This window comes from Comamonas sp. C24C (assembly GCF_053345995.1).
On sequence record NZ_JBKFBC010000005.1, the window covers coordinates 195,052 to 217,895 of the forward strand.

Sequence of the window (22,844 nt, forward strand, 5' to 3'; positions counted from 1 at the left end):
TCACCATGATTTCGCGACGCAATCTTCTGCAGGCCGGCAAGAACGCTGCCTTTTCCGCTGCCGCACTGGCCGCCTTTCCTCCCAGCATCCGCCGTGCGCTGGCCATTCCCGCCAACAATGTCACGGGCACGGTCATGGACGTGCAGCATGTGGTGATCCTGATGCAGGAAAACCGCTCCTTCGATCAGTACTTCGGCACGCTCAAGGGGGTGCGAGGCTTTGGCGACCGGATGACCATTCCCGTTCCCAACGGCCGCAAGGTCTGGCAGCAGGAGCGAGCCAACGGCACGGTGATCACGCCCTATCACCTGGACGGCACGGCCAACAATGCGCAGCGCGTTTCCGGAACCCCCCATTCCTGGCTGGACAGTCAGCAGGCCTGGGACAACGGCCGCATGTCGCGCTGGCCCGTGGCCAAGACGGATACGTCCATGGGCTATTTCAAGGAGCAGGAGCTGCCCTATCAGTTCGCGCTGGCCAATGCCTTCACGATCTGCGATGCCTACCACTGCGCCATGCACACCGGCACCGACGCCAACCGGTCATTCCACATGACGGGCACCAACGGTGCCGTGCCCCAGAACGTGGCTTTCGTGAATAACGAGTGGGATGCCATCAATGGCGTGTCCAGCGATGCCACCACCGGCTATACATGGAAGACCTATGCGGAGCGGCTGCAGGAAGCGGGAGTGAGCTGGATCAGCTACCAGAACATGCCTGACGAGTGGGGCGACAACATGTTGGGCGCGTTCCAGAGCTTTCGTCGCGCCAATCTGGCTTCGGGCTTTCCTGTCTCCAGTGGCGGCGCGCCCAATTCGCCGTATACCAACACCGGCCAGGCTTTGCCCTACCATGCCTATGACGCGACCAGCGACGACGCTGCCAACCCGCTGTACAAAGGCGTAGCCAACACCTTGCCCGGCAACCAGCCCGAGGAGTATCTGGACGCCTTCAAGCGCGATATCCGCGAAGGCAAGCTGCCCCAGGTGTCCTGGGTCAACGCGCCGTCCATCTATTGCGAGCACCCCGGCCCATCCAGCCCGGTGCAGGGCGCCTGGTTTCTGCAGGAGGTGCTGGACGCGCTGACGGCCAATCCCGAGGTCTGGAGCAAGACCGTGCTGCTGGTCAACTTCGATGAGAACGACGGCTACTTCGACCATATGCCTTCGCCCTCGGCACCATCCCAGAACGCCGACAAGACCTATGCAGGCAAGACCACGCTGCCGGAGGCCGATCTGCAGGCCGAATACTTCACGCATGGCGCACCGGCCGGCAGCCGCAGCCAGCCTGCCCCCGATGGCCGTGTCTACGGTCCCGGTCCACGTGTTCCGCTGTATGTGATCTCGCCCTGGAGCCGCGGCGGCTGGGTCAACTCCCAGGTGTTCGACCATACGTCGGTGCTGCGCTTCCTGGAGGCCCGCTTTGGCGTGAAGGAGCCCAATATCAGCCCGTTCCGCCGGGCGGTTTGCGGCGATCTGCTGAGCAGCTTCAATTTCAAGACGCCGAACAACGAGACCCTGCCCGTGCTGGCCGGCCGCTCCACGCGCGATGTTGCCGACAAGCTGCGTGCCGATCAGCAAAAGCTGCCCGCCGTGCCCGTGCCTCGCGATATGCAGCTGCCTTTGCAGGCCGCAGGCACACGTCCGTCGCGGGCCTTGCCCTACGAACTGCATACCAGTGCGCGCTGTCAGAGCAACGGCCCGGTGGAGCTGGTGTTTGCCAATACCGGCACGCAGGCAGCCGTCTTTCATGTCTATGACCGTTACAAGCTGGACCGCACGCCTCGCCGCTACATGGTGGAAGCGGGCAAGACGCTGTCCGATACCTGGGATGCCGTGCGCGACAACTTCGGCAAGTACGACCTCTGGGTGCTGGGCCCCAACGGATTCCATCGCCACTTCAAGGGCGACCTGAATCGCCTGGGCAGTGTGCAGGCAGCCCCCGAGGTGCGGGTCTGCTACGACATCACCAACGGCAATGTCTATGTGGATCTGATGAACAAGGGCGCGCAGGCTGCGGTGTTCACCATCACGCCCATAGCCTACCGCAGCGACGGCCCATGGACGGTCGAAGTTGGCGCCGCCGCCAGTGCCGAGAGGCACTGGGAGCTGAAGGCCAGCGGCCAGTGGTATGACTTCGCCGTGACCTGCGACAGCGATCCGGCGTACTACCGGCGCTTTGCGGGCCGCGTGGAAACCGGTCAGCACACGGTCAGCGACCCTGCCATGGGAGAGGCATAGCAGCCACGCCTTGGCCGTCCCGTCCGGCATGCTCCATTGGCCCTAATATGGCTGTCTTGTATGACGATGGATGCATGCCATGACTTTTTCCGTGCTGCACGACCTGGTTGAAGATCTGCGCCATGCCCGGCCTACGCTGTGGGCCGGGCGCAGCGATGCAGAACACTCCTCGCAGGTCATAGACGCGGCCCAGGTTCAGCAGGCCGTAGAGCGCTTCAAGCGTTTTGCACCCTTGCTGGCGCGGCTGTTTCCCGAGCTGCAGGTGGCTGGCGGGCGCATTGAGTCGGCGCTGCAGCCCGTGCCGCAGATGCAGCGGGCGCTGCAACTGCCCGAGCAGATGGGCCGACTCTGGCTCAAGGCCGATCACAGCCTGCCGGTGGCCGGCTCCATCAAGGCGCGCGGTGGCGTGCACGAGGTGCTGGAGTACGCGGAGCAGATTGCTTTGCAGCACGGCCTGCTGGCCGATGGCGACTATCTGCAGCTGGCCTCCGATGCCGCGCGTGCGGTGTTTGCCCGCTACCAGGTGGCGGTAGGCTCCACGGGCAACCTGGGCCTGTCGATCGGCGTCATGGCCTCGGCCCTGGGCTTCGAGGCGGTGGTCCATATGTCAGCTGATGCCAAGGAATGGAAAAAGCAGCGCCTGCGTGCGCGTGGCGTGCAGGTGGTGGAGCATGCTGGTGACTATGCCCAGGCCGTGGCTGCGGGCCGCGCGCTGGCCGACCGGGACCCTCACTGTCACTTTGTGGATGACGAGCATTCGCTCTCGCTGCTGCTGGGCTATGCGGCGGCGGCTCCATACCTGGTCGCGCAACTTGCAGAGAACGGGATTGCCGTGGATGAGACGCATCCTTTGTTTGTCTATATTCCCTGCGGCGTTGGGGGGGCGCCCGGCGGCGTGGCGCTGGGTCTGCAGCAGGCATTCGGGCCACATGTGCATTGTTTTTTTGCCGAACCCGTGCAGTCGCCCTGCTTCATGGTGGAGATGCTGGCCGGTGCCTCGGCCCTGCCGGGTCTGGAAGCCCATCCTTCGGTCTATGCGCTGGGCCTGAACAACCGGACCGAGGCCGACTGCCTGGCCGTGCCGCGGGCGTCGGAGCTGGCTGCCGACGTGGTGCGTGGTTTTCTCGGCGGCGTGTTCACGGTGGCGGACGAGACCCTGTTTCGCCATCTGTACCTGTTGCTGGACAGCGAGGGGTTGCAGATCGAGCCATCGGCTGCCGCGGGCTTTGGCGGTCCGCGTGCCCTGCTGGAAAGTGCTGCGGGTCAGGACTATCTGCAGCGCCAGAAGCTGCAGGCGCATATGGCGAACGCCACACATATCGTCTGGACGACAGGCGGCCTGTTTGTTCCGGGCGAGGAATACGCCCGGTTTCTGGCGCGCGGGCGCGATCTGGCGAACTGAGCGCCTTGCCCCGGTTTACCTGGGTTACTTGGGCCTTGGCGCCATGCCTGCTTCGCTCATCAGCACCAGCAGGCTGCGGTTGAAGTCCTCCACCACCAGCAGCCGGCCCGCATGGTCGATGGCCATGCCCGTGGGGCGCCCGCCAGGGCGCAGACCGGGCTTGGCATCCCAGTTGCTCAGCCATTGAATGGCCTGGCCCGAGGGCCGGCCCTTGCCGTCGCGTGCAAAGCCCACGAGGCGCTGGCCCTCGGCCCGCTGTCCATGCCAGGCCACCAGCAATTGCCCGCCAAATGCACTGCCGATCGGTGTCGCCAGCATTTGCAGGGGAGCCACATGGGCGGGCCAGAGCATGTGGGGCGCTTCGGTCTTGCTGCAGTCGAAGCGCTTTTCATAGCCTTGCGCGTTCTGGCGTGCGCCTATGCAGTAAGGCCAGCCATAGTCGGCACCTGCGCGCAGCAGGTTGAGTTCCTCGGGCGGCTGCTTGGGGTCGCGGTAGTCGATATTGTTCTCGCCCTGCCAGATCGTGCCCGCAGCCGGGCCATCGGGCATCACGGCCAGCGCCATGGAATTGCGCAGGCCGCTTGCAAAGGGCTTGAACTCCTTGACGCTCTGCGGGCCAGGCTGCAGCACCATGCGCCAGACGGCAGCGCGCGGCATGGCCGCGCTGCGCTCGGGGCAGGGAACGGGTTGTTTCTGGTCTTCACCGCGGCAGGCGTCGGTGGCCGAGCCCATGTTCACGTAGAGGCTGCCGTCCGGCGCAAACGCCAGTTCCTTGAGCAGATGGGCGCCGTCGGCCGGCAGGCCGCTGGCCAGCATCTCGGGTTGCGGCGTCTGGCCGAGAACGGGCACCGCAGCGCGCCATATTTTGTCGGCCTCGCCGATATAGACCTTGCCGTCCGGCCCGCGCACCATGCCCGAAGGATAGTTGAGCTTGCTCAGCAGCACCCGGGCTTCCACGGCTTTGGCCGTGGTGTTGGCGTTGGCGGCAGTGGCCGCGTCAGGAGGCAGTCGAAGCTCGATCAGCTGGCCCACATGGGGCATCCAGTTGCCCATGTCCAGCACCCAGATGCGGCCAGGCGCAATCTCCAGCACGCGGCGCGGAAAGCGCAGGCCGTGCGCTTCGTCGGCAATCAGCCCCACGCAGGTGCCGGCGGGGCTGGTGATGGCCAGGCGTGGATAGATGCCGCATTTGCCGGTGGAGGTGTAGCCACGCGCCTGTGCGGGCTGGGTCGCAGCCAGCGTCAGCAGTACCGGGGCCAGCAGCAGGCCCAGCGTCTTACCGATGGAAGAGATCATCGAACGGCTCCACAAATGCATTCAGCAGCCGTGATCTTGCCATGGCCGGACTTCAGAATCGCGGCAGGTCGGGATGGGCGATCTGGCCGCCGCGCACCAGCATCTTGCCGTACTCTGCGCAGCGGTTGAGCGTGGGGATCACCTTGCCGGGATTGAGCAGGGACTGCGGATCAAACGCTGCCTTGAGCGCGAACATCTGGGCGTTCTCGGCCGTGGTGAACTGGGTGCACATGCTGTTGAGCTTTTCCACTCCGACACCATGCTCGCCCGTCACCGTGCCGCCCATGGACACGCTGGTTTCCAGAATGTCGGCACCGAACAGCTCGCAGCGGTGCAGCTCGTCGGGGTTGTTGGCATCGAACAGGATCAAGGGATGCAGATTGCCGTCGCCCGCGTGGAACACATTGGCGCAGCGCAGCTGGTACTTCTTCTCCATCTCCTGAATCGCCAGCAAGATGTCGGCCAGGCGCTTGCGTGGAATGGTGGAGTCCATGCACATGTAATCGGGGCTGATGCGGCCGCTGGCGGGAAAGGCATTCTTGCGCCCGCTCCAGAAGCGCAGGCGCTCTTCCTCGCTCTCGCTCACGGTGATGGCCGTGGCTCCGGCGTGGCGCAGCACTTCGCTCATGCGGGCGACCTCCTCTTCCACCTCCTCGGGCGTGCCGTCGCTCTCGCACAGCAAGATGGCTTCCGCAGTAAGGTCATAGCCGGCACGCACAAAGTCCTCCACGGCGGCCGTCATGGGCTTGTCCATCATTTCCAGCCCGGCCGGAATGATGCCGGCCGCGATCACCGCGGCCACTGCGTCGCCGGCTTTGCGCACATCGTCGAAGCTGGCCATGATGCAGCGTGCCAGCTGGGGCTTGGGCACGAGCTTGACCGTGACCTCGGTCACCACGGCCAGCATGCCTTCGCTGCCTATCATGACGGCCAGCAAATCCAGTCCGGGGGTGTCGAGTGCATCCGAGCCGAATTCGACGGGCTCGCCTTCGATGCTGAAGCCCTTGACCTTGAGCACGTTGTGCACCGTTAGTCCGTATTTGAGGCAGTGCACGCCGCCCGAGTTCTCGGCCACATTGCCGCCGATGGTGCAGGCGATCTGGCTGCTGGGGTCGGGCGCATAGTACAGACCGTAGGGTGCAGCGGCTTCGCTGATGGCAAGGTTGCGAACGCCGCATTGAACCAGGGCCGTGCGGCTGTAGGCATCGACGCCGAGGATTTTGTTGAACTTGGCCAGCGACAGCGTCACGCCCATGGGGTGGGGCATGGCGCCGCCCGAAAGCCCGGTGCCCGCGCCGCGCGCAATGACGGGGGCCGCTATGGCATGGCAGGCCTTGAGCACGGCCTGCACCTGTGCATAAGTCTCGGGCAGGCAGACCAGCAGCGGGCGCTGGCGGTAGGCCGTCAGCCCGTCGCATTCATAGGGCGTGGTGTCTTCGCTCTGATAGAGCAGGGCATGCGCCGGCACATGGGGGCGCAGTGCCGCCAGCACCTCGGCCTGGCGCCTGGCGCGCTCGGACGGCTCGGGCAGGTGATGCGCTGCGTTGGCCGCCGTGCTGGAGGTGGCGACGAGATCGGTGAATGTGCTGGCGGACGTCATGCCTGCAAATGTAGGGGATGCGCCCGCGCCTTGGTGTGAGCTTTATTGCAAAGCTGCTTGAAATGCTTTGCGATGACAGTCAAGAAGGCTTTTAAAATGAGAGCATCAACCGCTTTGTGGGTAGGCGATTGAGTCGATTTATTCTCTGAAATGGCCGCCTGCGTCGATCATGGTCAACCCGACATAGCTGGAGCCGCTGCGTGGCGGCGTGAAGCGCAGGTGCATGGCGCCGTAGCGAACCTCCCCCATGGCGTCGAGTGCGGTAGTCAGGCTCGCACGCTGATTCGAGGGCGTGGCCTTGCGCAGCGCATCGAGCAGGGTGCGGGTGTTGAGAAAGACTTCCAGCCCCAGATAGGAGGCTGGCGGCATGCCTGGCTGGCCGACGAGTTGCTGGTAGTCCTTGATGGCCGGGATCGCGCCCTTCCAGGGGCTGGGAACCAAGGTGGTGAAGGCGATGCCGCGCGTATACGACCCCAGCCCTTGCACCACGGCGCGATTGGCCTGAGCCGCCAGGTTGTAGAACGGTGCGGTGACATGGGCCTGCCTGGCCATGGTGATCAGACCTATGGTGGCCGGAGCGCCCGCCAGCACGATGACGCCCTGGAGATCGGGCTGGGCGGCCAGCTGCCTGGCCAGCTCCGGGGAATTGGCGCCCGATGCTTCCACGGCCAGCGTGATGACGGGTTTGAGATCCTTGGCGGCAAAGGCGGTCAGGGCAATCTGCAGACTGTCTTTGCCGAAGCCGTCGTTCTGATGAACGATGGCGACTCGTCGCAGACCTATGGTCTGCATTTGCTGCAACATGGCTGCAATTTCGGCCTGGGTGCTGGCGCGCAGCGGGTAGACGAATCGGCTGGGCTGCTGGCGCATGCTGCCGGCCCCTGCAATCACCCCCAGCAGGGCGGTCTGGCCCTGCTGTATCTCGGGCTGCATGGCGGCGCAGCTGGCCGTTCCCCAGCAGTTGAGCAGGGCCACGGCCCCTTCCTGGATCAGCTGGCGTGCATTGCCGGCGGCGCGCTGCGGCTCGTAGCCATCGTCCAGTACCCTGAGCGTCAGAGGCTTGCCCCCCAGTCCGCCGAGCTTGTTGAACGCCTCCACCTGGGCCTGCATGATGCTCAGCCCTTCCTTGCCGGCCTCGGCCTGTGCACCGGACAGCGGCAGGCTGACACCGATGGTGACGGGGTTGTCCTGCGCATGCAGGGGCAGGGCGGCAATGCCGGCGGCCAGAAGCCAGGCGCAGCGCATTGGGGTTGGCATAGGTCTCCTCCTCGTTGTTGTGAGCCCATGGTGGGAGGGGGAGCGGGCCGGCGATAGAGGGCAACTGCGGCAATGTCTGCGCGCAGCGACGTTACACAGTTTTGACTCGCATGCGGGATGCAGGCTTGACCTGTATCAGCCCCTGGCCTTGCGTCGTCAGCTGCTTTCCAGTACCCACAGCCGCTTGCTGGCGCGGGTCATGGCGACGTAGAGCAGATTGCGCTGCGGGTCGTTCGCATCGGGGGAGAAATGCCTGGCATGGACGAAGGGCACGGCCACATATTCGTATTCATGGCCTTTGCTGCGCTCTACCGTGAGCAGTTGCAGGCTGGGTTTTTCCTGGCGCTGATGCTGTGCGATGCTCGACTGAACCATGAGGCTGAGACGGCCCAGGAATTCATCGACGGAAAGCCCGGCGCAGATCTGCGACAGCGCTTGCAGGCCGGTCAGGCATTGACGCAACTCGTCCTGGCTGATGGGAGCCTGGGCAAAGAACTGCTGCAGCAGCGGATGGCGGCACAGCTGCCCAGCATCGGCGCACTGCTCGGCGGGCAGGGCCAGCAAGCGGGCGGCGGCAGAGTCTGGTGCGATCTGGACGGCAAGGAAACGGCGCATGGCGCTCTGCCGTCCCATCAGTTCGGCAGCGATGCGCAGCGTGTCGGACTCCGGCGGGGCTTCGCCCAATGCGCTCATGTCAAACACGCCGTTGGCCAGCAGATCCCGGTCGGGTGGGCTGGCATGACGCACATAGCGCATCAGGCCTTCGGCGGCGCTGTTCAGAATGCCTTGCGAGAGCCGGGCGGCACCGCTGCAGCCGGGCATGGCCCACAGCATGGCCAGCATCAGGGCGATTTCACGGCGCTGGTAGAAGCGTTGCATGCCTTTGCAGGCATAGTGCACGCCTTCGTGGGCGAACAGCCATTCAAGCCGTATCGAATCTTCGGGCGAGCGCAGGATGACGCGCAGCACGGCGGGCGGGTCCTGCGGTTTGTGGGGCAGACGGGCCACGGCGGCATGGATGTCCAGCAACTGCCGGGCGCAGTCCTCATCATCTCCACGGCGATGTTCGAACCAGGCCGAGGCATTGCGGTAATGGGCTTCGAACTCCACGCCGAAGAGCCGGTTCAGTTCCTGGCAGATGAGGGGGCCGAAGCGATAGGTTGTGTTGAGCGCGGCTTGGCCGGTGCCTGCGGGCAGCTCTTGAAGGATGCGTTGGGCGCTGTCGCCAAAGATGGAGGAAGCGCTCGGCAGAATGTGCTGGTTGAAGTCGCCGACACCGATGAAGCGGCCGTTGCCGCGTGCCAGATGGCGCAGCACTAGCAGCGCGGCCTCGTCCAGGTCCTGCAGTTCGTCGAACAGCACGGCTTCGAAGCGGCCCTGCAGCAGCGGAAAGCCGGCATCGAAGTCCAGTGCGGCCAGCTGGCAGGCCAGTGCGTAGGTGCAGTCGCCGGGCGCATAGAACAGCGGCTCCTGGGTGGGGCCCGCGCGCAGCCGTTCATAGCTGCGCAGCAGCCGGTACATGCCGTAGTCCAGAGCGTTGTCGCGGCAATATGCCAGCGCTCCGAGGCCGCTGGCGTCAATGTCGAGTTCCAGCATGCGCTGCTTGGCCTGGGCCTCGAAGGCGAGGAAGGCGCTGATGTCCAGGGGGCGTTCGAAATAGTCGGACAGCTCGGGGATGTCGAGCTCGGCATGCCGCTCGGCCTCTTGCGACAACGCCTGATGCGCCTGCTGGATAAGCAGGTTCTTCTCCAGGGCAGAGGAGAGCATGGGCACGGGGTCGCCCAGCTCTTCGAGTATGCGTGCGCAAAACTGCTCCAGAGTGAGCAGGTGCAGGCCTTCGAGGCGTACGGCGGTGAGCCGGTCCAGGCGCGCCTGAATGGCCTTGATGCCGGCTTCGGAGTAGGCAAGCATCAGCACCTTGCGCGCGCCCTGGGTGCGGATCAGGTCGACGGCCTTGATGGCCAGCGTGGTCGTCTTGCCCGTGCCGGCCAGGGCGCGGATGAGCAGCGAGGACGCTTCGCTGTTGAGTGCCTGGTTCTGGTCAAGGCCGGGGTACAGCCTGGGCTGCAGGTTCATGCCGTGGGTGCTCCATCTTCGTTATCCATCGCGCGGCCTGTGCAACAGGCCGCGCCGCAGCGAGGCCGACAGGGTACCGCTCAGCCCATGGCCTTGCGTAGCCACTCTGCGAAGGCCGCGCATTCCCAGCGATCCATGATGCCGGTCTTCCAGCACAGATAGTGTGCGTGGGGGCTGGGAGCATCGACATCGAACAGGCGTACCAATGTGCCGTTTTCCAGCCAGGGGGCTCCGAGCTTGTGGCGTACCAGGGCGATCCCCATGCTGGCCGATGCCGCGTCGCACATCAGGCCGATGTCGTTGAACTGGGAGCCTTCGTTGGGTTCGGCCATGTCGAGGCCGGTCGCGGCGAACCAGGTGCGCCAGGGCTCCAGTGGGCTGCGCAGCAGCGGCATGCCTTCCAGGTCGTCCGGGCGCTCGAACGGTCCGTGCTCGCGGATGAAGCTGGGCGAGGCCAGCGGTGTGACGGTGTCGCGGGCCAGCTCGATATGCTCCACGTCGGCATAGTGGCCGGCGCCGAAGCGCACCATCAGGTCGGCGTCCTCACCGATCACATCCAGCAGCGGAATCGAAACCTGCAGCGCGATGTCGATTTCGGGATAGGCCTCGGTGAACTGGCGCAGGCGTGGAATCAGGATCACGCGCGCAAAAGTGGGGGTGACGGCCAGTTTCAGGCGTCTGCGTCCGGGGGAGGCCGATGCTCCGGGGAAGCGCTGCAAGGCGCCCAGGCCCTCGCGTACATGGGCCAGATAGGAGCTGCCGTCCGTGGTCAGCGAGAAATCGGTGCGGCCAAACAGGCGCGCGCCCAGAATCTGCTCCAGCTGCTTGACCCGGTGGCTGACGGCGCTGGGCGTGACGCACAGCTCCTCCGCCGTCAAGGTGACCGAACGCAGCCGCGCCAGCGCCTCGAAAGTGAGCAGGCACTGTATCGGCGGAATCCGCCTGGCCGTAATGCTGTTCAAGGAGCCGGGGCTGCGGGTCATATGGTCAATCCCAAGCCCAGGGATTTAGCGGAACACCACGGTCTTGTGACCGTTGAGAATGACGCGTCGCTCGCTATGCCATTTCACGGCACGGGCCAGCACCTGGCTCTCGGTGTCGCGGCCGCGGGCCGTCAGGTCTTCGACGGTGTCGGTGTGGTCGGCGCGCGCCACGTCCTGTTCGATGATCGGGCCTTCGTCGAGGTCGGCGGTCACATAGTGGGCGGTGGCACCGATCAGCTTTACGCCGCGGTCATGCGCCTGGTAGTAAGGCTTGGCACCCTTGAAGCTGGGCAGGAAGCTGTGGTGGATATTGATGGCGCGACCGGCCAGCTTTTTGCACAGATCGTTGGACAGCACCTGCATGTAGCGGGCCAGCACCACCAGCTCGGCGCCTTCTTCCTCGATGATCTCGTACTGGCGCTCTTCGGCCTGGGCCTTGGTCGCGGCAGTCACGGGAATGTGATGGAAGGGAATGTTGTAGCTGGCCGCCAGCTGATAGAACTCGCGGTGGTTGCTGATGATGGCCTTGATCTCGATGGGCAGCAGACCCGACTTCCAGCGGAACAGCAGGTCGTTGAGGCAGTGGCCTTCCTTGCTGACCATGATGACGGTCTTGATGCGCTCGGCTTTGGAGTGCAAACTCCACTGCATTTGATATTGATCAGCTAATTGAGCAACGGATGCCTTTAGAGAGGCGGCGTCTTTGCCATCGCAGGCAAACTGCACGCGCATGAAGAACAGGCCGGTTACCGGGTCGTTGTACTGCGCTGCTTCTTCAATATTGCCGCCTTGCTCAAGCAAGAATCCGGAAACGGCATGCACCAGGCCCAGTCGGTCTGGGCAGGATAAAGTCAAAATATAGGCTTGGGTCATAGCTGGGCAATTGTCGCAGCAAGGCGAGGACCCTGCGGACAAAGGAAATTCATGAAAAGCGAGGAGGGGCATTCTGCGCTCACACCCAGGGTGATTGTCGCCCTCTATCTGTGTGCGGGGATGCTGTGGTTGGGGGCACAGGCAGGTGTGCTCAACTATTTTGATGTATCGCTGAATCGACAGTCGCTGCGTTGGCAGATAGGCCTGTTCATTGTTTGGTTGCTGGCGACCGCGCTGGTCGCACTCTGGTTCATGCAGCGCAAGACGCGCGCCGACCAGCGTGGCCGGGAGACGGCACAGGAACTGGAGCTGGTGGTGCGCCACGCACCGGCCGGCATGGCCCGCGTGCATGTGGGCGGGGCCGAGATTGTCTGGGCCAATGCCAAGCTGGCGGGTTGGCTGGGCCGCAGCGTGGAGTCGCTGCGCGGCCAGGATTTTCGGGTGCTGGTGCCGGTCCATGACCGCGACGAGGTGGTTTTGCAGCTGCAGCGCCTGCTCGACGGCAGCACCGACTACTTCCAGGTGCTGCGCCAGTGCGTGCATGCTGAAACCGGCAAGGTCACGCCCGTGCTGTGCACCACCAGCCGCGTGGCAGCGTCGGGGGTGGGAGGGCCGGTAGCCCTGGTCTGCGTGCTGCAGGATCTGAGCGAGATGGTAAGCGCGCGCAATGCCATGGTGCGCAGCGAGACCATGCTGCGTCTGGCACTGGAAGGCAGCGGCAATGGCGTGTGGGAATGGGATGCGCTGGAGCGGCGACTGAACTTCTCCACGGGCATGAGTGCCTTGCTGCGCTACCAGGGGCAGGATCTGGCACGCGAATTCGATTTCGATCAGCGCCTGCATCCCGAAGATGCTGAAACGGCGCGTGCCCAGGCCGAGCAGGCGCTGGAGCAGGGCAGCATGCTGGTGCTGACGGCGCGCCTGCTGTGCTTCGACGGTCTGTACCGCTGGTTCCGCGCACGCGGTCAGGCATACAGGGATGCGAGCGGACGTCTGATACGTATCTCGGGCCTGCTTTCCGACCAGACCGCGAGTCGCGAAGCCGATGAGCGCAGCCGTCTGGCTTCCACCGTGGTGGACAACACCATCGAGGGCGTGGTGGTGACCGATGCAAACAGCCGCATTCTCTCGGTCAACCATGCTTTCACGCGGCTGCTGGGCTTCTCCGAGGCCGAAATGCTGGGCAAGACGCCGCGCATGTTCAAGTCTGGCCGGCATGACAAGGCCTTCTACGATGCCATGTGGGCCAGCATGCATGCCACCGGGCACTGGCAGGGTGAAATCTGGAACAGGCGCAAGAACGGAGAGATCTTTCCCGAACGCATGTCGCTGAGTGCGGTCAAGGACGCGAACGACAAGGTCACGCATTACGTCTGCATGTTCACCGACATCTCGGCCGAGAAGGCGCGCGAGCAGCAGTTGGAGTTCCTGGCCCATCGCGACACCTTGACCGGTCTGCCAAACCGCGCGCAGTTCACGCGCATGCTGGGCGAGACGGTGGCGCTGAGCCAGAGCAACAACCTCCGCATGGCCGTTCTGCTGTTCAATATCGACCGCTTCAAGGACGTGAACGACAGCTATGGCCACTCCATCGGCGACGAGGTGCTCAGGCATGTGGCAGTACAGATGCAGGGCGCTTTGCGCCATGGCGACATTATTGGCCGCCTGGCGGGCGATGAAATCTGCGTGGTGGCCCAATCCATATGCGGCCGTGACAGTGCGGTGGATGTGGCCGAGCGCCTGATGGCGGCTGCCGGCCAGCCCTGGACCACGCCTGACGGGCTGTCCGTGGTGGTGAGTGTCAGTGCCGGCATCTGTCTGTACCCAGAGCATGCGCTGACGGCCGGCGATCTGCTGCAGGGTGCCCATGCGGCAGTTTATGGAGCCAAGGCAAGGGGCTCCAATGCCTGGTGCTTCTTCCATGAAAACATGACCCAGGCCGCCCGCGAGCGCCTGGCCATGGAGGCGCGTCTGCGCCGTGCGCTGGACCTCGGTCATATGCGCTTGCATTACCAGCCGCAGATCGATCTGGCGACGGGACGCCTGATGGGGGCGGAAGCCCTGGTGCGCTGGCTGGACCCCGAAGACGGCCTGATCTCTCCGGCCCGCTTCATCACCGTGGCGGAAAACTCGGGCGTCATCGGTCCGCTGGGCCTGTGGGTGCTGGGCGAGGCCTGTCGTCAAGGCCAGCAATGGCGTGCCGCAGGCCTGCCCGATCTGACGATTGCGGTCAATGTCTCGCTGCATCAGTTTTTGCTGACCGATATTGCCGGTGCCACGGCCAAGGCTCTGGCCGAGTCGGGCTTTCCGGCCAGCCTGCTGGAGCTGGAAATCACCGAAAGCGCGCTGGCCGAAAAGCCCGAGGAGGCACTGGCCGTGCTCAACCGCCTGCGTGAGCTGGGCCTTCGCCTGGCCATTGATGACTTTGGCACCGGCTATTCGTCGCTGGCGCACCTCAAGCGCTTCCCGCTTGATCTGCTCAAGATCGATCAGGGCTTTATCCGCGACATTCCGCACAGCGCGGATGATATGACCATCAGCAGCTCGGTCATTGCCCTGGGCCACGCCATGGGCCTGAAGGTCCTGGCCGAAGGCGTGGAAACCCAGGAGCAGCTGAGCTTCCTGCAGCAAAAAGGCTGCGACTACTTTCAGGGCTATTTCTGCAGCCGGCCCTTGCCGGCCGAAGACTTCACGCGCCTGCTGGAACAGACCCGCGAGGGTCAGCCGCTGGTGGCTGTCGCGACTGCGGACTGAGGATCACCAGCCCGGCAGCAGCCGTCAAGGCTTGGGAGCGGGCCTGTTTTTCCATTGATCGCGCAGTTGCTGGCATTGATCCTCGGAGGCATTGCCTTCCAGTGTCAGCTGCTTGTCTGCTTTCATTGTGGTAGCAGTCTGCGCTTTGTCTGATTGGGCTATAGCCACTTTTTGCTTGAAGTCGGCAGGCAACCAGGTCGGCACGCCGATATCGCTGCGCACATGGCCACGGCCCGCTACCAGCAGCACGCTTTTGCCGGTCTGGCCCAGCTCGCGCACCGCGGTCTCCGTCACCCTGGCCATGGCCTCGTCGCGGGCCAGCTGAATGCGGGCCATGGGCGCGAATTGCGATTCGGGCAGCAGGCCGCAGTGTCCATCCTTGATGGCGTCGAGCTGCAGCTGCCAGCCTGCGGCCGGCAGGTGTGCGTCGTAGCGGGACTCGCCCATCGCCTGCTTCATCCGGGTGCGCGGCAGATTGCCGCCGAGCACGGGCACGCCGGCTTTCACGGCAGCCATCACCACCGGACCATAGTTCTGCCAAGGCCAGCCGCCCGGGCCGCCGCCCTGGGCCCATTGCAGCGCGGCCTTCACCTCCTCGTCGCTGGCCGATGCCGGCAGACTTCGGGTGCTGCCGCCTGCGGGCGCCATCTCGACCACCAGGGCCGCGAGCCTGCCTTGCGCTGCCAGGTGGCGCACGGTAGCGGCTTCCCACTGGTGATGGGCGATCTGGTCATGTTGCTCGCCGAGCAGGATGACCGGTGTTCCCGCCCACTGGCCCAGTGTCTGCTGCCACTCGGCATCGCTGGTTCGCTGGGCGCTTTGATGGGCGCAGCCGCCCAGCAGCAGGGCGCCGGCAAGAGCCGTCAGGGCCAAAGGATTGAGATGCTGGCGCGGCTGCGCCGCAGAAATGAAAGTCCACATATGAGCTGATTGCATTCGTCTAAGACGGGGCATGGCTTCGTAGCTGTAGATTTCGTACCGGCTTTGCCCACCGAGTTTTGCCGCGATACTGCGGGGCATTGCCCCTGTCGCGCGTCCATTGTCGTGCCTTGCCGGATTCCCGTGCACATGTCCGTATTGCCTCCCCCCGCGTTTCTGGCCCGTGTGGCCGCCACCCTGCTGCTGGCCTGGCTGGCCGCCCAGCTCTGTCTGATGCTGCATACGCCGCTGCCGTGGATGCTGGGGCCGCTGATTTCCATCTCCCTGCTATCGATTGGTGGAGCGCCGACCCAAAGCTGGGCCAGGTTGCGCGATCTTGGGCAGTGGACGATAGGCGGCGCACTGGGCCTGTATTTCACGCCTGCCGTGACCGAGCTGGTGGCCGGCCTGTGGTGGGCGATTGCTTTGGCCATTGCCTGGGCCTTGCTGCTGGGCTGGGGCTTCGGGCGCTGGTTGTATCGCGTGCAGGCTGCCTCCATGCTGGGGCAACGGGGCATGGACGAAGAGCGTTTGCGCGCCACGACCTATTTCTCGGGTGCGATAGGCGCGGCTTCGGAAATGACGCTGCTGGCCGAGCGCGAGCATGCACGTACCGATCTGGTCGCAGCGGCGCATAGCCTGCGGCTGGTGATCGTCACGGTAAGCATTCCTTTTGCCCTGCAATGGGCGGGGCTGCAGGGAGACCCCGGCCTGACGCTGCCCAGCGTGCGCAATGTGCAATGGCCGGGCTTTGCCTGGCTGGCGCTGGCCACTGGCGCGGGGGCACTGCTGATGCTCAAGCTCAGGCGCGCCAACCCCTGGTTTCTCGGCGCGCTGGCCGTATCCATGGGCTTGACCATGGCTGGCGTGGAGCTGTCCGCCGTGCCGCAGTGGCTGATGAATGCCGCCCAGTTGGTGATCGGCGTTAGCCTGGGGGTGCGTTTTCGCCGTGAATTCCTGCACACGGCTCCGCGCTGGCTGGGCATGGTGGCGCTGGGTACCGTGGGGCTGATGGCGGTTTGCGCGGGCTTTGCCTGGCTGCTGCACGGTGCCACAGGCCTGCCCTGGGTCACCTTGCTGCTGGGCACATCGCCGGGCGGCATTACCGAGATGGCCATCACCGCCAAGGTGCTGCAGCTGGGCGTGCCCGTGGTCACGGCCTTTCAGGTCTGCCGCCTGATTGCCGTGCTGCTGCTGGTGGCTCCGCTGTACCGGTGGTTGAGCAGTGCGCCACAGAAGACGCAGCCATAGCCCGCAGCATGCAAAAGCGCTGGAAGCTCTGTCTGATCGTCAGTGTCTGCGTGGGCCTGCTGCTGGCCGGACTTCTGATGTGGATGGCCTGGGACCACAACCCCCAATGCGAGATTCGCTGCGCAGAGCAGGGCATTGACTGGGGTCACTGGCTGGCACTGGGCGCGGCAGGGTGGCTGCTGGGTTTTTTCGGCTGCATGCTGCCTGCCAGCGCGATGATGCTGCTGTGCAGAAAGTCATAGCGGCTCGTGCTTTCCTGATAAGCACTAAGGCGTGTCTTCAAGCATCAAAAAAGCCACTCTTTCGAGTGGCTTTTTGCAAGGTGTTCAGTGAATGATGACCGGCTGCTGGGCCAAGCCCGTGTAGGTGTCGAGAATTTCCTCCACCTCCTCTTCGGTGGGGGCGTCTTGCTGCCAGGCGAGGATCTGTTTCTGGAACATTTCGGCCCAGGAGCCGTCCAGATACACCTCCTTGCCCGAGCGCTTGTCCACGATCTCGAAGCCGTGGCGCGGCAGTTGATGGGCTTGCTGGATCTCGGCCTTGGCTGTGCCTGCCGGAACGTCTGCCTCCATATCGGGACGCAGATGGAGCACCGCAAAGGATTCAGAGTCGTAAAGCATTTGCATGGTGTTCCTCCTTTCACTTCCGTTATGAGCATGCCTGCCATGGATATGGCGACAGGGTGCCGCATTTCAAGGTGGAAATGCCTGCTCTTGGCACTTGAGCACAGTATTCCATGGATTTGACATGGTTGTGGGCAACCGGTTTTCCCAAGCTGTAGTAGGCAAGTCCTTGAGCGCTGCGACAGCGTTCAGCCCGAGCCGGTGCAGGTTGCAGGCCTTGGCTGGAAGGTAAGTGAGCGCTTTTGATGCAGTAGCCCTGGGGTTTACGCCAGGAGGCGACACTCCGGGCTATTGCGGGGCGGGCTGATATTTTTTGAGCTGCAGATCGACAAAGTCATCCTGCCCCTGGCTGAGCTTGATGCGCACCGGCAGGTATTGCATGGCAGGAGCCAGCCAGACCGAGCCGCGCTGGTCGCTGCTGCTTTTGCCGGGAAGTTTGTCCAGGCGCAGTGCCATGACGCTGCCAAAGGGCAGCTCCAGCGCCTCGCTGGCACCCACGCGGAACTGCCAGCGGACCGCCGAGCGTGCGCTGCTGGTGGTCAGCTCTATCAGTGTGCCTGGTGGGTATTTTTCGGGACCGGCAGCCATCAGGGCCGAAAGCTGCAGAAAGACGCTGAGGCGGTCCTGCACGCCGTCGCCAATGGCAGCATCGGTCTGGCCGCCGCTGTAATGCGCCTTGCCGCTGGCCACGTCAAAGGCTGCCGACTGGGTTTTGCGCCCCTTGTCGCTGAAATTGAGTGGTTGCAGGCCCTTGGGCGTGATCAGCCCTTCGCTGGTCTGGGCGCGCTCGCCCAGCAGGAACATGCTGATCGACTGCCTAGCCTGGTAGTACTGACCGTCATGCTGCCACTGCAGCTGGGCGCCGGCCGAGTATTGAAAACCCTTGACCTGACCCGAGGCATTGAACTCCAGCGTGGCGGAGTTCGGCAGGGTGACAGGCAACATGGAGCCTGGCGGCAGCGGCGCGCTGCCTGCGGGCGTGACCGCAATGGGGCGGGCCGTGTCTGCGCCATGGGCCTCGGCTGGCTCGGTCGCGGGCTCTGGTGCCGGTTCTGCAGCAGCAGCGGGCTGCTCCGTATTGGCAGCTGCTTCTGTTTCAGGAGCTTCTTGCGCTTGTACCTCCTGGGCTGGGGGCGGATTTGGTGCAGATTCCTGTTCGTCCGGTATGGGCGTGGGCACGGGGGCCGGCGCTGGCGCCCGGGGTGCAACCCGGGGCTTGGGCGCCGGCGGCGCAGCCGGTTTGGGTGCCGCAGGCGGTGGCGGGGGAGGAGGCGCCTGCAGCATGCGCGTCTCCATCACGATCTGGTCGTCCGCCGCTTTGTCCTGCGGGCTCAGTTCGGGCAGGCCCCAGAGCAATAGCCCATGGGCTGCCAGCACCAAGCCGGTGATGGGCAGCAGTGTCTTGCGTGCCAGGCTTGCCTGAGGGGGGGGGGCCATGAACGTGGATCGGAGATTGCGGGTTTCAGTGGCTGGAATCGGCGCGCCAGCCCAGGTCGCTGGAGAGCTGGCGGGCAGCGGCCTGCAGCGGCGCGTCTATGGCTCCACCATAGTCGGGGTCGAAAGTCGCCAGCGAGCCCAGGGTCATCAGACCCAGCACGATATGGCCGGATGCATCGAAGACCGGCACGCAAAAGGCCACGATGCCGGGTAGCACGGTATCGACCACGCGGGCCGTGCCGCGCGCACGGACTTCGGCCAGCATTTCTGCCACGGCTTCCTCGGTCTGGGGCAGATCCTGGCGTCTGGCCTTGCGGGCGCGCTCGACTTCGGGCTCCAGCAGCGGCGCCGTCATTTCGCGCGGCAGCCAGGCACCAAAGCAGCGGCCCGTGGCCGAGGCCAGCATGGGCATGACGTCGCCCAGGCGCAGGTTGGCGGTGACGGATTGCGCCGACTCCTCCCAATGCACGATGGTCGGGCCATGGTTGCCCCAGACGGCGATGGCCAGCGTGTGGTTCAGGGTCTCGAGCAGTGCCGGAATGCGTTCGCGCGCCAGGCGTACCGGGTCGAGGCGGGCCAGCGATGCCAGGCCGATCTTCAGCGCCGCAGGGCCCAGGTCGTAGCGCGAATTGCGCTCGTCCTGCGCCACCAGACCGATGCGCTGAAAGCTCACCAGATAGCGGTGAGCCTTGGCGGCACTCATGCCGGCGGCAGCGGCAACATCCTTGAGCATCAGCGGTCCGCTGGCCTGTGCCAGCGCCTCAATGAGGGAGAAACCCACTTCGACCGACTGAATCCCTGCGCGTTCCTTTTCCATTGCAATAGAATCGTGTTTTGTTTAGTTAAATCAATTTAACCAATCGTAATTTTGGCTAGCGTTGTCAGGCATTGTGCCAGCACCGCTGCCGCGAGCAGAGGGACAGAGAATGAAACTGGCAACGTACAAGGATGGCTCGCGTGATGGGCAACTGGTCGTGGTCTCGCGTGACCTGAGCCAGGCCTGCTATGCCACCGGCATTGCCAACCGCATGCAACAGGTGCTGGACGACTGGAGCTATATGGCGCCCCAGTTGCAGGATCTGTCGCACGAGCTCAATCACGGCAAGGCCCGCCATGCCTTCCCCTTCGATCCCCGGCGCTGCATGGCCCCGCTGCCGCGAGCTTATCAGTGGGCCGATGGCTCGGCCTACATCAACCATGTGGAGCTGGTGCGCAAGGCGCGCAATGCCGAGGTGCCGGCCAACTTCTACACCGACCCGTTGATGTACCAGGGCGGCAGCGATGACTTCATCGGCCCCTGCGACGATGTGATCGTGCCCAGCACGGCCATGGGCATTGACTTCGAGGCCGAGATTGCCGTCGTCACCGGCGATGTGCCCATGGGCACGGACGCGAGAGATGCGCTGGACGGCATCCGTCTGGTCATGCTGGTCAACGACGTGAGTCTGCGCAATCTGATTCCCGGCGAACTGGCCAAGGGCTTCGGCTTCTTCCAGAGCAAGCCTGCCACGGCTTTCAGCCCCGTGGCCGTGACACTGGACGAGCTGGGCGATGCCTGGAAGAGCGGCCGTCTGCATCTGACGCTGCAGAGCACATGGAACGGCCGCAAGGTCGGCATGTGCGATGCGGGCGAGGAGATGACTTTTCACTTCGGTCAGCTGATCGCCCATATCGCCAAGACCCGCAATGTACGCGCCGGCTCCATCGTGGGCAGCGGCACGGTGAGCAACAAGGGCGTGGAAACCGGCAGCGGCAAGAACAAGCGCATGGAATGGCCCAAGGGCTATAGCTGCATCGCCGAAAAGCGCTGCATAGAAACCATTCAGGACGGTGCGCCCAAGACCGAGTTCATGCAGTTCGGCGACACCATCCGCATCGAGATGAAGGGCAAGGATGGCCAGAGCATCTTCGGCGCCATCGATCAGAACATTGCGCCCCCCGGAAGCAGCAGGGATGACGAGCCGCAGGGCCAGTCCCTGAATGCCTCCGAGGACTGACGCCGCGACGTAGCAGCCATGCCCATGCCAAGTCTGAATCTGCCTCGCCACAGGCCCTCCCTGAAGGCCGTGCCGGCCGCGTTGCTCGCACTGTGTGCGGGCCTGTCCATGGCTGCCGAGCCCGAAGCAGGCTGCCCGCCGCCCTTCAGTCCGCCCACACAGGCCGAAGTGCAGGCCATGGCTCCCCATATGCAGGACAGGGGTCTGCTCTGGCGCGTGCAGGATGGCGAGCGCACCAGCTGGCTGTACGGCACCTTGCATGTAGGCAAGCGGGAATGGATGTTGCCCGGTCGCACCATCGTGCGCTCCATGTATGGCGCCGACCTGCTGGCCCTGGAGCTGGATCTGCTGAATCCGCAGGTCATGCAGCAGTTGATCGAAGGTTTCAAGGCCCGTGCCGACGCCCCCGCACTGCCCGCAGACCTGGAGGCCCGGCTGGCGCTGCAGCGAAAGCGAGCCTGTGCCGAACACCTGAGCGCGGAGCGCCCGGATGCCCAGCTGCTGGGACTGGTCAGTCAACTGGGGCGCAAGCAGGGGCTGATGGCCGAGTTTGGCGCCGACCTTTTGCTGGCGGGCATGGCCCAGGCGCTGCACAAGCCCGTGCTGGGGCTGGAGTCGGTCCAGACCCAGCTCCAGGAGCTGCTTTCCGATGATCCCGTGGAGGTCCGGGAAAGCGTGCGTGACGGGCTTGAGCAGCTCGAAGATCCCAAGTCCCCGGAAACCCTGCAACGGCTGGCAAACATCTGGGCCAGCGGCAATGAGGAAACGCTGGAGAACTATGCCGATTGGTGTGACTGCATCAAGACCGAGCGTGACCGGCTCAAATACGCCCGCCTGATGGAGGGACGCAATCCTGGCATGGCGCAAGGCATTGCGAACCAGCTCAAGCAGGGCAAGACGGTGTTTGCTGCCGTCGGCGCGCTGCATATGGTCGGGCCCATGGGCCTGCCCGAGTTGCTGCGGCAAAAAGGCTATCAGGTCGAGCGTGTGAGATTCAAGCTGCCAGCCAAACAGGAATCGGAGTCAAAAGCACTTCAAACCGAATAGAGACAAGCGCAAGCTGCTATCAATTCTAAAAAAGCAGGCAGCTTGGCGGGGTCCAAAAATCATTCCACAACCCCCTACATCACCCTCAAGGAGACAAACGATGGATCGTCGTCAATTCCTGGCTGCCGTGGCAGCCAGCTCGGCTGCTGCCGCATCCCCCTTTGCCATGGCGCAGGATTGGCCCGCCAACCCCGTGCGCTGGGTCGTGCCCTACCCACCCGGAGGCGGCACCGATGTGCTGGCCCGCACCGTGGCCGAGTCCATGCGCAAGACGCTGAACCAGACCATCGTGGTGGACAACCGTCCCGGTGCCTCGACCAATATCGGCGGCCAGCTCGTTGCCTCGGCCAAGCCCGATGGCTACACCATCATGTCGGCCGACAACGCCATCCTGGCCTTCAACGAACACCTGTTCAGCAAGCTTCCCTTCAGCCCCGACAAGGATTTCACCTATGTGGGCGGCATCAGCCGCTTCCCCATGGCGCTGGTGGTCAACCCCGCATTCGAAGCCAAGGACTTCAAGGAATTCCTGGCCTATGCCAAGGCCAACCCCGGCAAGCTCAACTACGCCTCGCCCGGCAATGGCTCGCCCCACCATCTGGCCATGGAGCTGTTCAAGAACCGCACCGGCACCAGCCTGACCCATATTCCCTACAAGGGCGCCGCGCCCGCGCTGGCCGATGTGATGGGCGGTCAGGTGCCTTGCATGTTCCTGGATCTGGCATCGGGCCTGCCCGTGATTCAGTCCGGCAAGGTGCGAGCCCTGGCCATAGGTACGGCAAAGCGCGTGCCCAATCTTCCCAATGTGCCCACGCTGGCCGAGTTGGGTCTCAAGGATTCCGAGGTCTATGCCTTCCAGGGCATTCTGGGTCCCAAGGGATTGCCGCCAGCCATCGTGCAGCGTCTCAATGCAGACCTGCAAAAAGCGTTCAAGGACCCCGACGTGGTCAAGCGCATGGCCGACTTCGGCATGGAAGCCCTGCCTGGTACGCCCGAGCAGTTTCACCAACTGGCACGCACCGAAGCCAAGCGTTGGGGTGAGGTCATCAAGACGGCTGGCGTGAAGCTGGACTGATCGTCCCTTCCCTGA

At 64.3% G+C, this 22,844-nt stretch carries 18 protein-coding genes; 8 read left to right on the forward strand and 10 right to left on the reverse strand.

The window, feature by feature from the left end; all coding sequences use genetic code 11:
- Positions 1–5 precede the first annotated feature (5 nt).
- Both ACLBXN_RS11560 and ACLBXN_RS11565 read left to right on the forward strand, forming a co-directional pair.
- Positions 6–2,240, forward strand: a complete 2,235-nt coding sequence (locus ACLBXN_RS11560) for a phosphocholine-specific phospholipase C (RefSeq protein ID WP_447612215.1) — start codon at positions 6–8, stop codon at positions 2,238–2,240.
- Between the two features lie 70 nt (positions 2,241–2,310).
- Positions 2,311–3,642, forward strand: a complete 1,332-nt coding sequence (locus ACLBXN_RS11565) for a D-serine ammonia-lyase (protein ID WP_447612216.1) — start codon at positions 2,311–2,313, stop codon at positions 3,640–3,642.
- Between the two features lie 24 nt (positions 3,643–3,666).
- Here ACLBXN_RS11565 and ACLBXN_RS11570 read toward each other — a convergent pair whose 3' ends face one another.
- The 6 genes from ACLBXN_RS11570 to purU all read right to left on the reverse strand — a co-directional run bounded on the left by ACLBXN_RS11570 (position 3,667) and on the right by purU (position 11,727).
- Positions 3,667–4,938 carry a PQQ-dependent sugar dehydrogenase gene (locus ACLBXN_RS11570; RefSeq protein ID WP_211457275.1) on the reverse strand — a complete coding sequence of 424 codons (1,272 nt, stop codon included), beginning with the start codon at positions 4,936–4,938 and terminating at the stop codon, positions 3,667–3,669.
- A gap of 52 nt (positions 4,939–4,990) precedes the next feature.
- Positions 4,991–6,538 (reverse strand): FAD-linked oxidase C-terminal domain-containing protein, encoded by a 1,548-nt coding sequence (locus tag ACLBXN_RS11575; RefSeq protein WP_447612217.1) that lies wholly within the window; start codon positions 6,536–6,538, stop codon positions 4,991–4,993.
- Between the two features lie 138 nt (positions 6,539–6,676).
- Positions 6,677–7,795, reverse strand: coding sequence for an ABC transporter substrate-binding protein (locus ACLBXN_RS11580; RefSeq protein ID WP_447612218.1), 1,119 nt, complete (start codon positions 7,793–7,795; stop codon positions 6,677–6,679).
- A gap of 156 nt (positions 7,796–7,951) precedes the next feature.
- Positions 7,952–9,871, reverse strand: a complete 1,920-nt coding sequence (locus ACLBXN_RS11585) for a UvrD-helicase domain-containing protein (protein ID WP_447612219.1) — start codon at positions 9,869–9,871, stop codon at positions 7,952–7,954.
- An 80-nt stretch (positions 9,872–9,951) separates the two neighbouring features.
- Positions 9,952–10,854 carry a LysR substrate-binding domain-containing protein gene (locus ACLBXN_RS11590; RefSeq protein ID WP_003050675.1) on the reverse strand — a complete coding sequence of 301 codons (903 nt, stop codon included), beginning with the start codon at positions 10,852–10,854 and terminating at the stop codon, positions 9,952–9,954.
- A gap of 24 nt (positions 10,855–10,878) precedes the next feature.
- On the reverse strand, positions 10,879–11,727 hold the full coding sequence (gene purU, locus ACLBXN_RS11595) for a formyltetrahydrofolate deformylase (RefSeq protein WP_003050678.1): 849 nt from the start codon (positions 11,725–11,727) through the stop codon (positions 10,879–10,881).
- Positions 11,728–11,778: 51 nt separating this feature from the next.
- On the opposite strand from purU, the gene ACLBXN_RS11600 reads away from it, so the two are divergent.
- On the forward strand, positions 11,779–14,481 hold the full coding sequence (locus ACLBXN_RS11600) for an EAL domain-containing protein (RefSeq protein ID WP_447612220.1): 2,703 nt from the start codon (positions 11,779–11,781) through the stop codon (positions 14,479–14,481).
- Between the two features lie 24 nt (positions 14,482–14,505).
- Here ACLBXN_RS11600 and ACLBXN_RS11605 read toward each other — a convergent pair whose 3' ends face one another.
- On the reverse strand, positions 14,506–15,402 hold the full coding sequence (locus tag ACLBXN_RS11605) for a ChaN family lipoprotein (protein WP_447612221.1): 897 nt from the start codon (positions 15,400–15,402) through the stop codon (positions 14,506–14,508).
- 147 nt (positions 15,403–15,549) lie between these two features.
- Between ACLBXN_RS11605 and ACLBXN_RS11610 the strand changes: the two genes are divergently transcribed.
- Both ACLBXN_RS11610 and ACLBXN_RS11615 read left to right on the forward strand, forming a co-directional pair.
- Positions 15,550–16,650, forward strand: a complete 1,101-nt coding sequence (locus ACLBXN_RS11610) for an AbrB family transcriptional regulator (protein WP_447612222.1) — start codon at positions 15,550–15,552, stop codon at positions 16,648–16,650.
- 8 nt (positions 16,651–16,658) lie between these two features.
- The gene (locus ACLBXN_RS11615) at positions 16,659–16,892 is read left to right on the forward strand and encodes a hypothetical protein (protein ID WP_447612223.1); all 234 of its coding nucleotides are present in this window, start codon (positions 16,659–16,661) and stop codon (positions 16,890–16,892) included.
- Positions 16,893–16,976: 84 nt separating this feature from the next.
- Here ACLBXN_RS11615 and ACLBXN_RS11620 read toward each other — a convergent pair whose 3' ends face one another.
- From ACLBXN_RS11620 to ACLBXN_RS11630, 3 genes are all read right to left on the reverse strand, one after another.
- Complete coding sequence (locus ACLBXN_RS11620) at positions 16,977–17,276, reverse strand: BTH_I0359 family protein (RefSeq protein WP_003050692.1); 300 nt, start codon at positions 17,274–17,276, stop codon at positions 16,977–16,979.
- A gap of 285 nt (positions 17,277–17,561) precedes the next feature.
- Complete coding sequence (locus ACLBXN_RS11625; protein WP_447612224.1) at positions 17,562–18,710, reverse strand: DUF3108 domain-containing protein; 1,149 nt, start codon at positions 18,708–18,710, stop codon at positions 17,562–17,564.
- 25 nt (positions 18,711–18,735) lie between these two features.
- Positions 18,736–19,527 carry an IclR family transcriptional regulator gene (locus tag ACLBXN_RS11630; protein WP_343677307.1) on the reverse strand — a complete coding sequence of 264 codons (792 nt, stop codon included), beginning with the start codon at positions 19,525–19,527 and terminating at the stop codon, positions 18,736–18,738.
- A gap of 109 nt (positions 19,528–19,636) precedes the next feature.
- Between ACLBXN_RS11630 and ACLBXN_RS11635 the strand changes: the two genes are divergently transcribed.
- The 3 genes from ACLBXN_RS11635 (at position 19,637) to ACLBXN_RS11645 (ending at position 22,829) form a co-directional block, all read left to right on the forward strand.
- Positions 19,637–20,707 carry a fumarylacetoacetate hydrolase family protein gene (locus tag ACLBXN_RS11635; protein WP_447612225.1) on the forward strand — a complete coding sequence of 357 codons (1,071 nt, stop codon included), beginning with the start codon at positions 19,637–19,639 and terminating at the stop codon, positions 20,705–20,707.
- A 24-nt stretch (positions 20,708–20,731) separates the two neighbouring features.
- A complete protein-coding gene (locus ACLBXN_RS11640) occupies positions 20,732–21,754 on the forward strand; it encodes a TraB/GumN family protein (protein ID WP_447612226.1) in 1,023 nt (340 codons plus the stop codon).
- Positions 21,755–21,854: 100 nt separating this feature from the next.
- Positions 21,855–22,829: a Bug family tripartite tricarboxylate transporter substrate binding protein gene (locus ACLBXN_RS11645; protein ID WP_043003993.1), complete on the forward strand. Its 975-nt coding sequence runs from the start codon at positions 21,855–21,857 to the stop codon at positions 22,827–22,829.
- Positions 22,830–22,844: the final 15 nt, after the last annotated feature.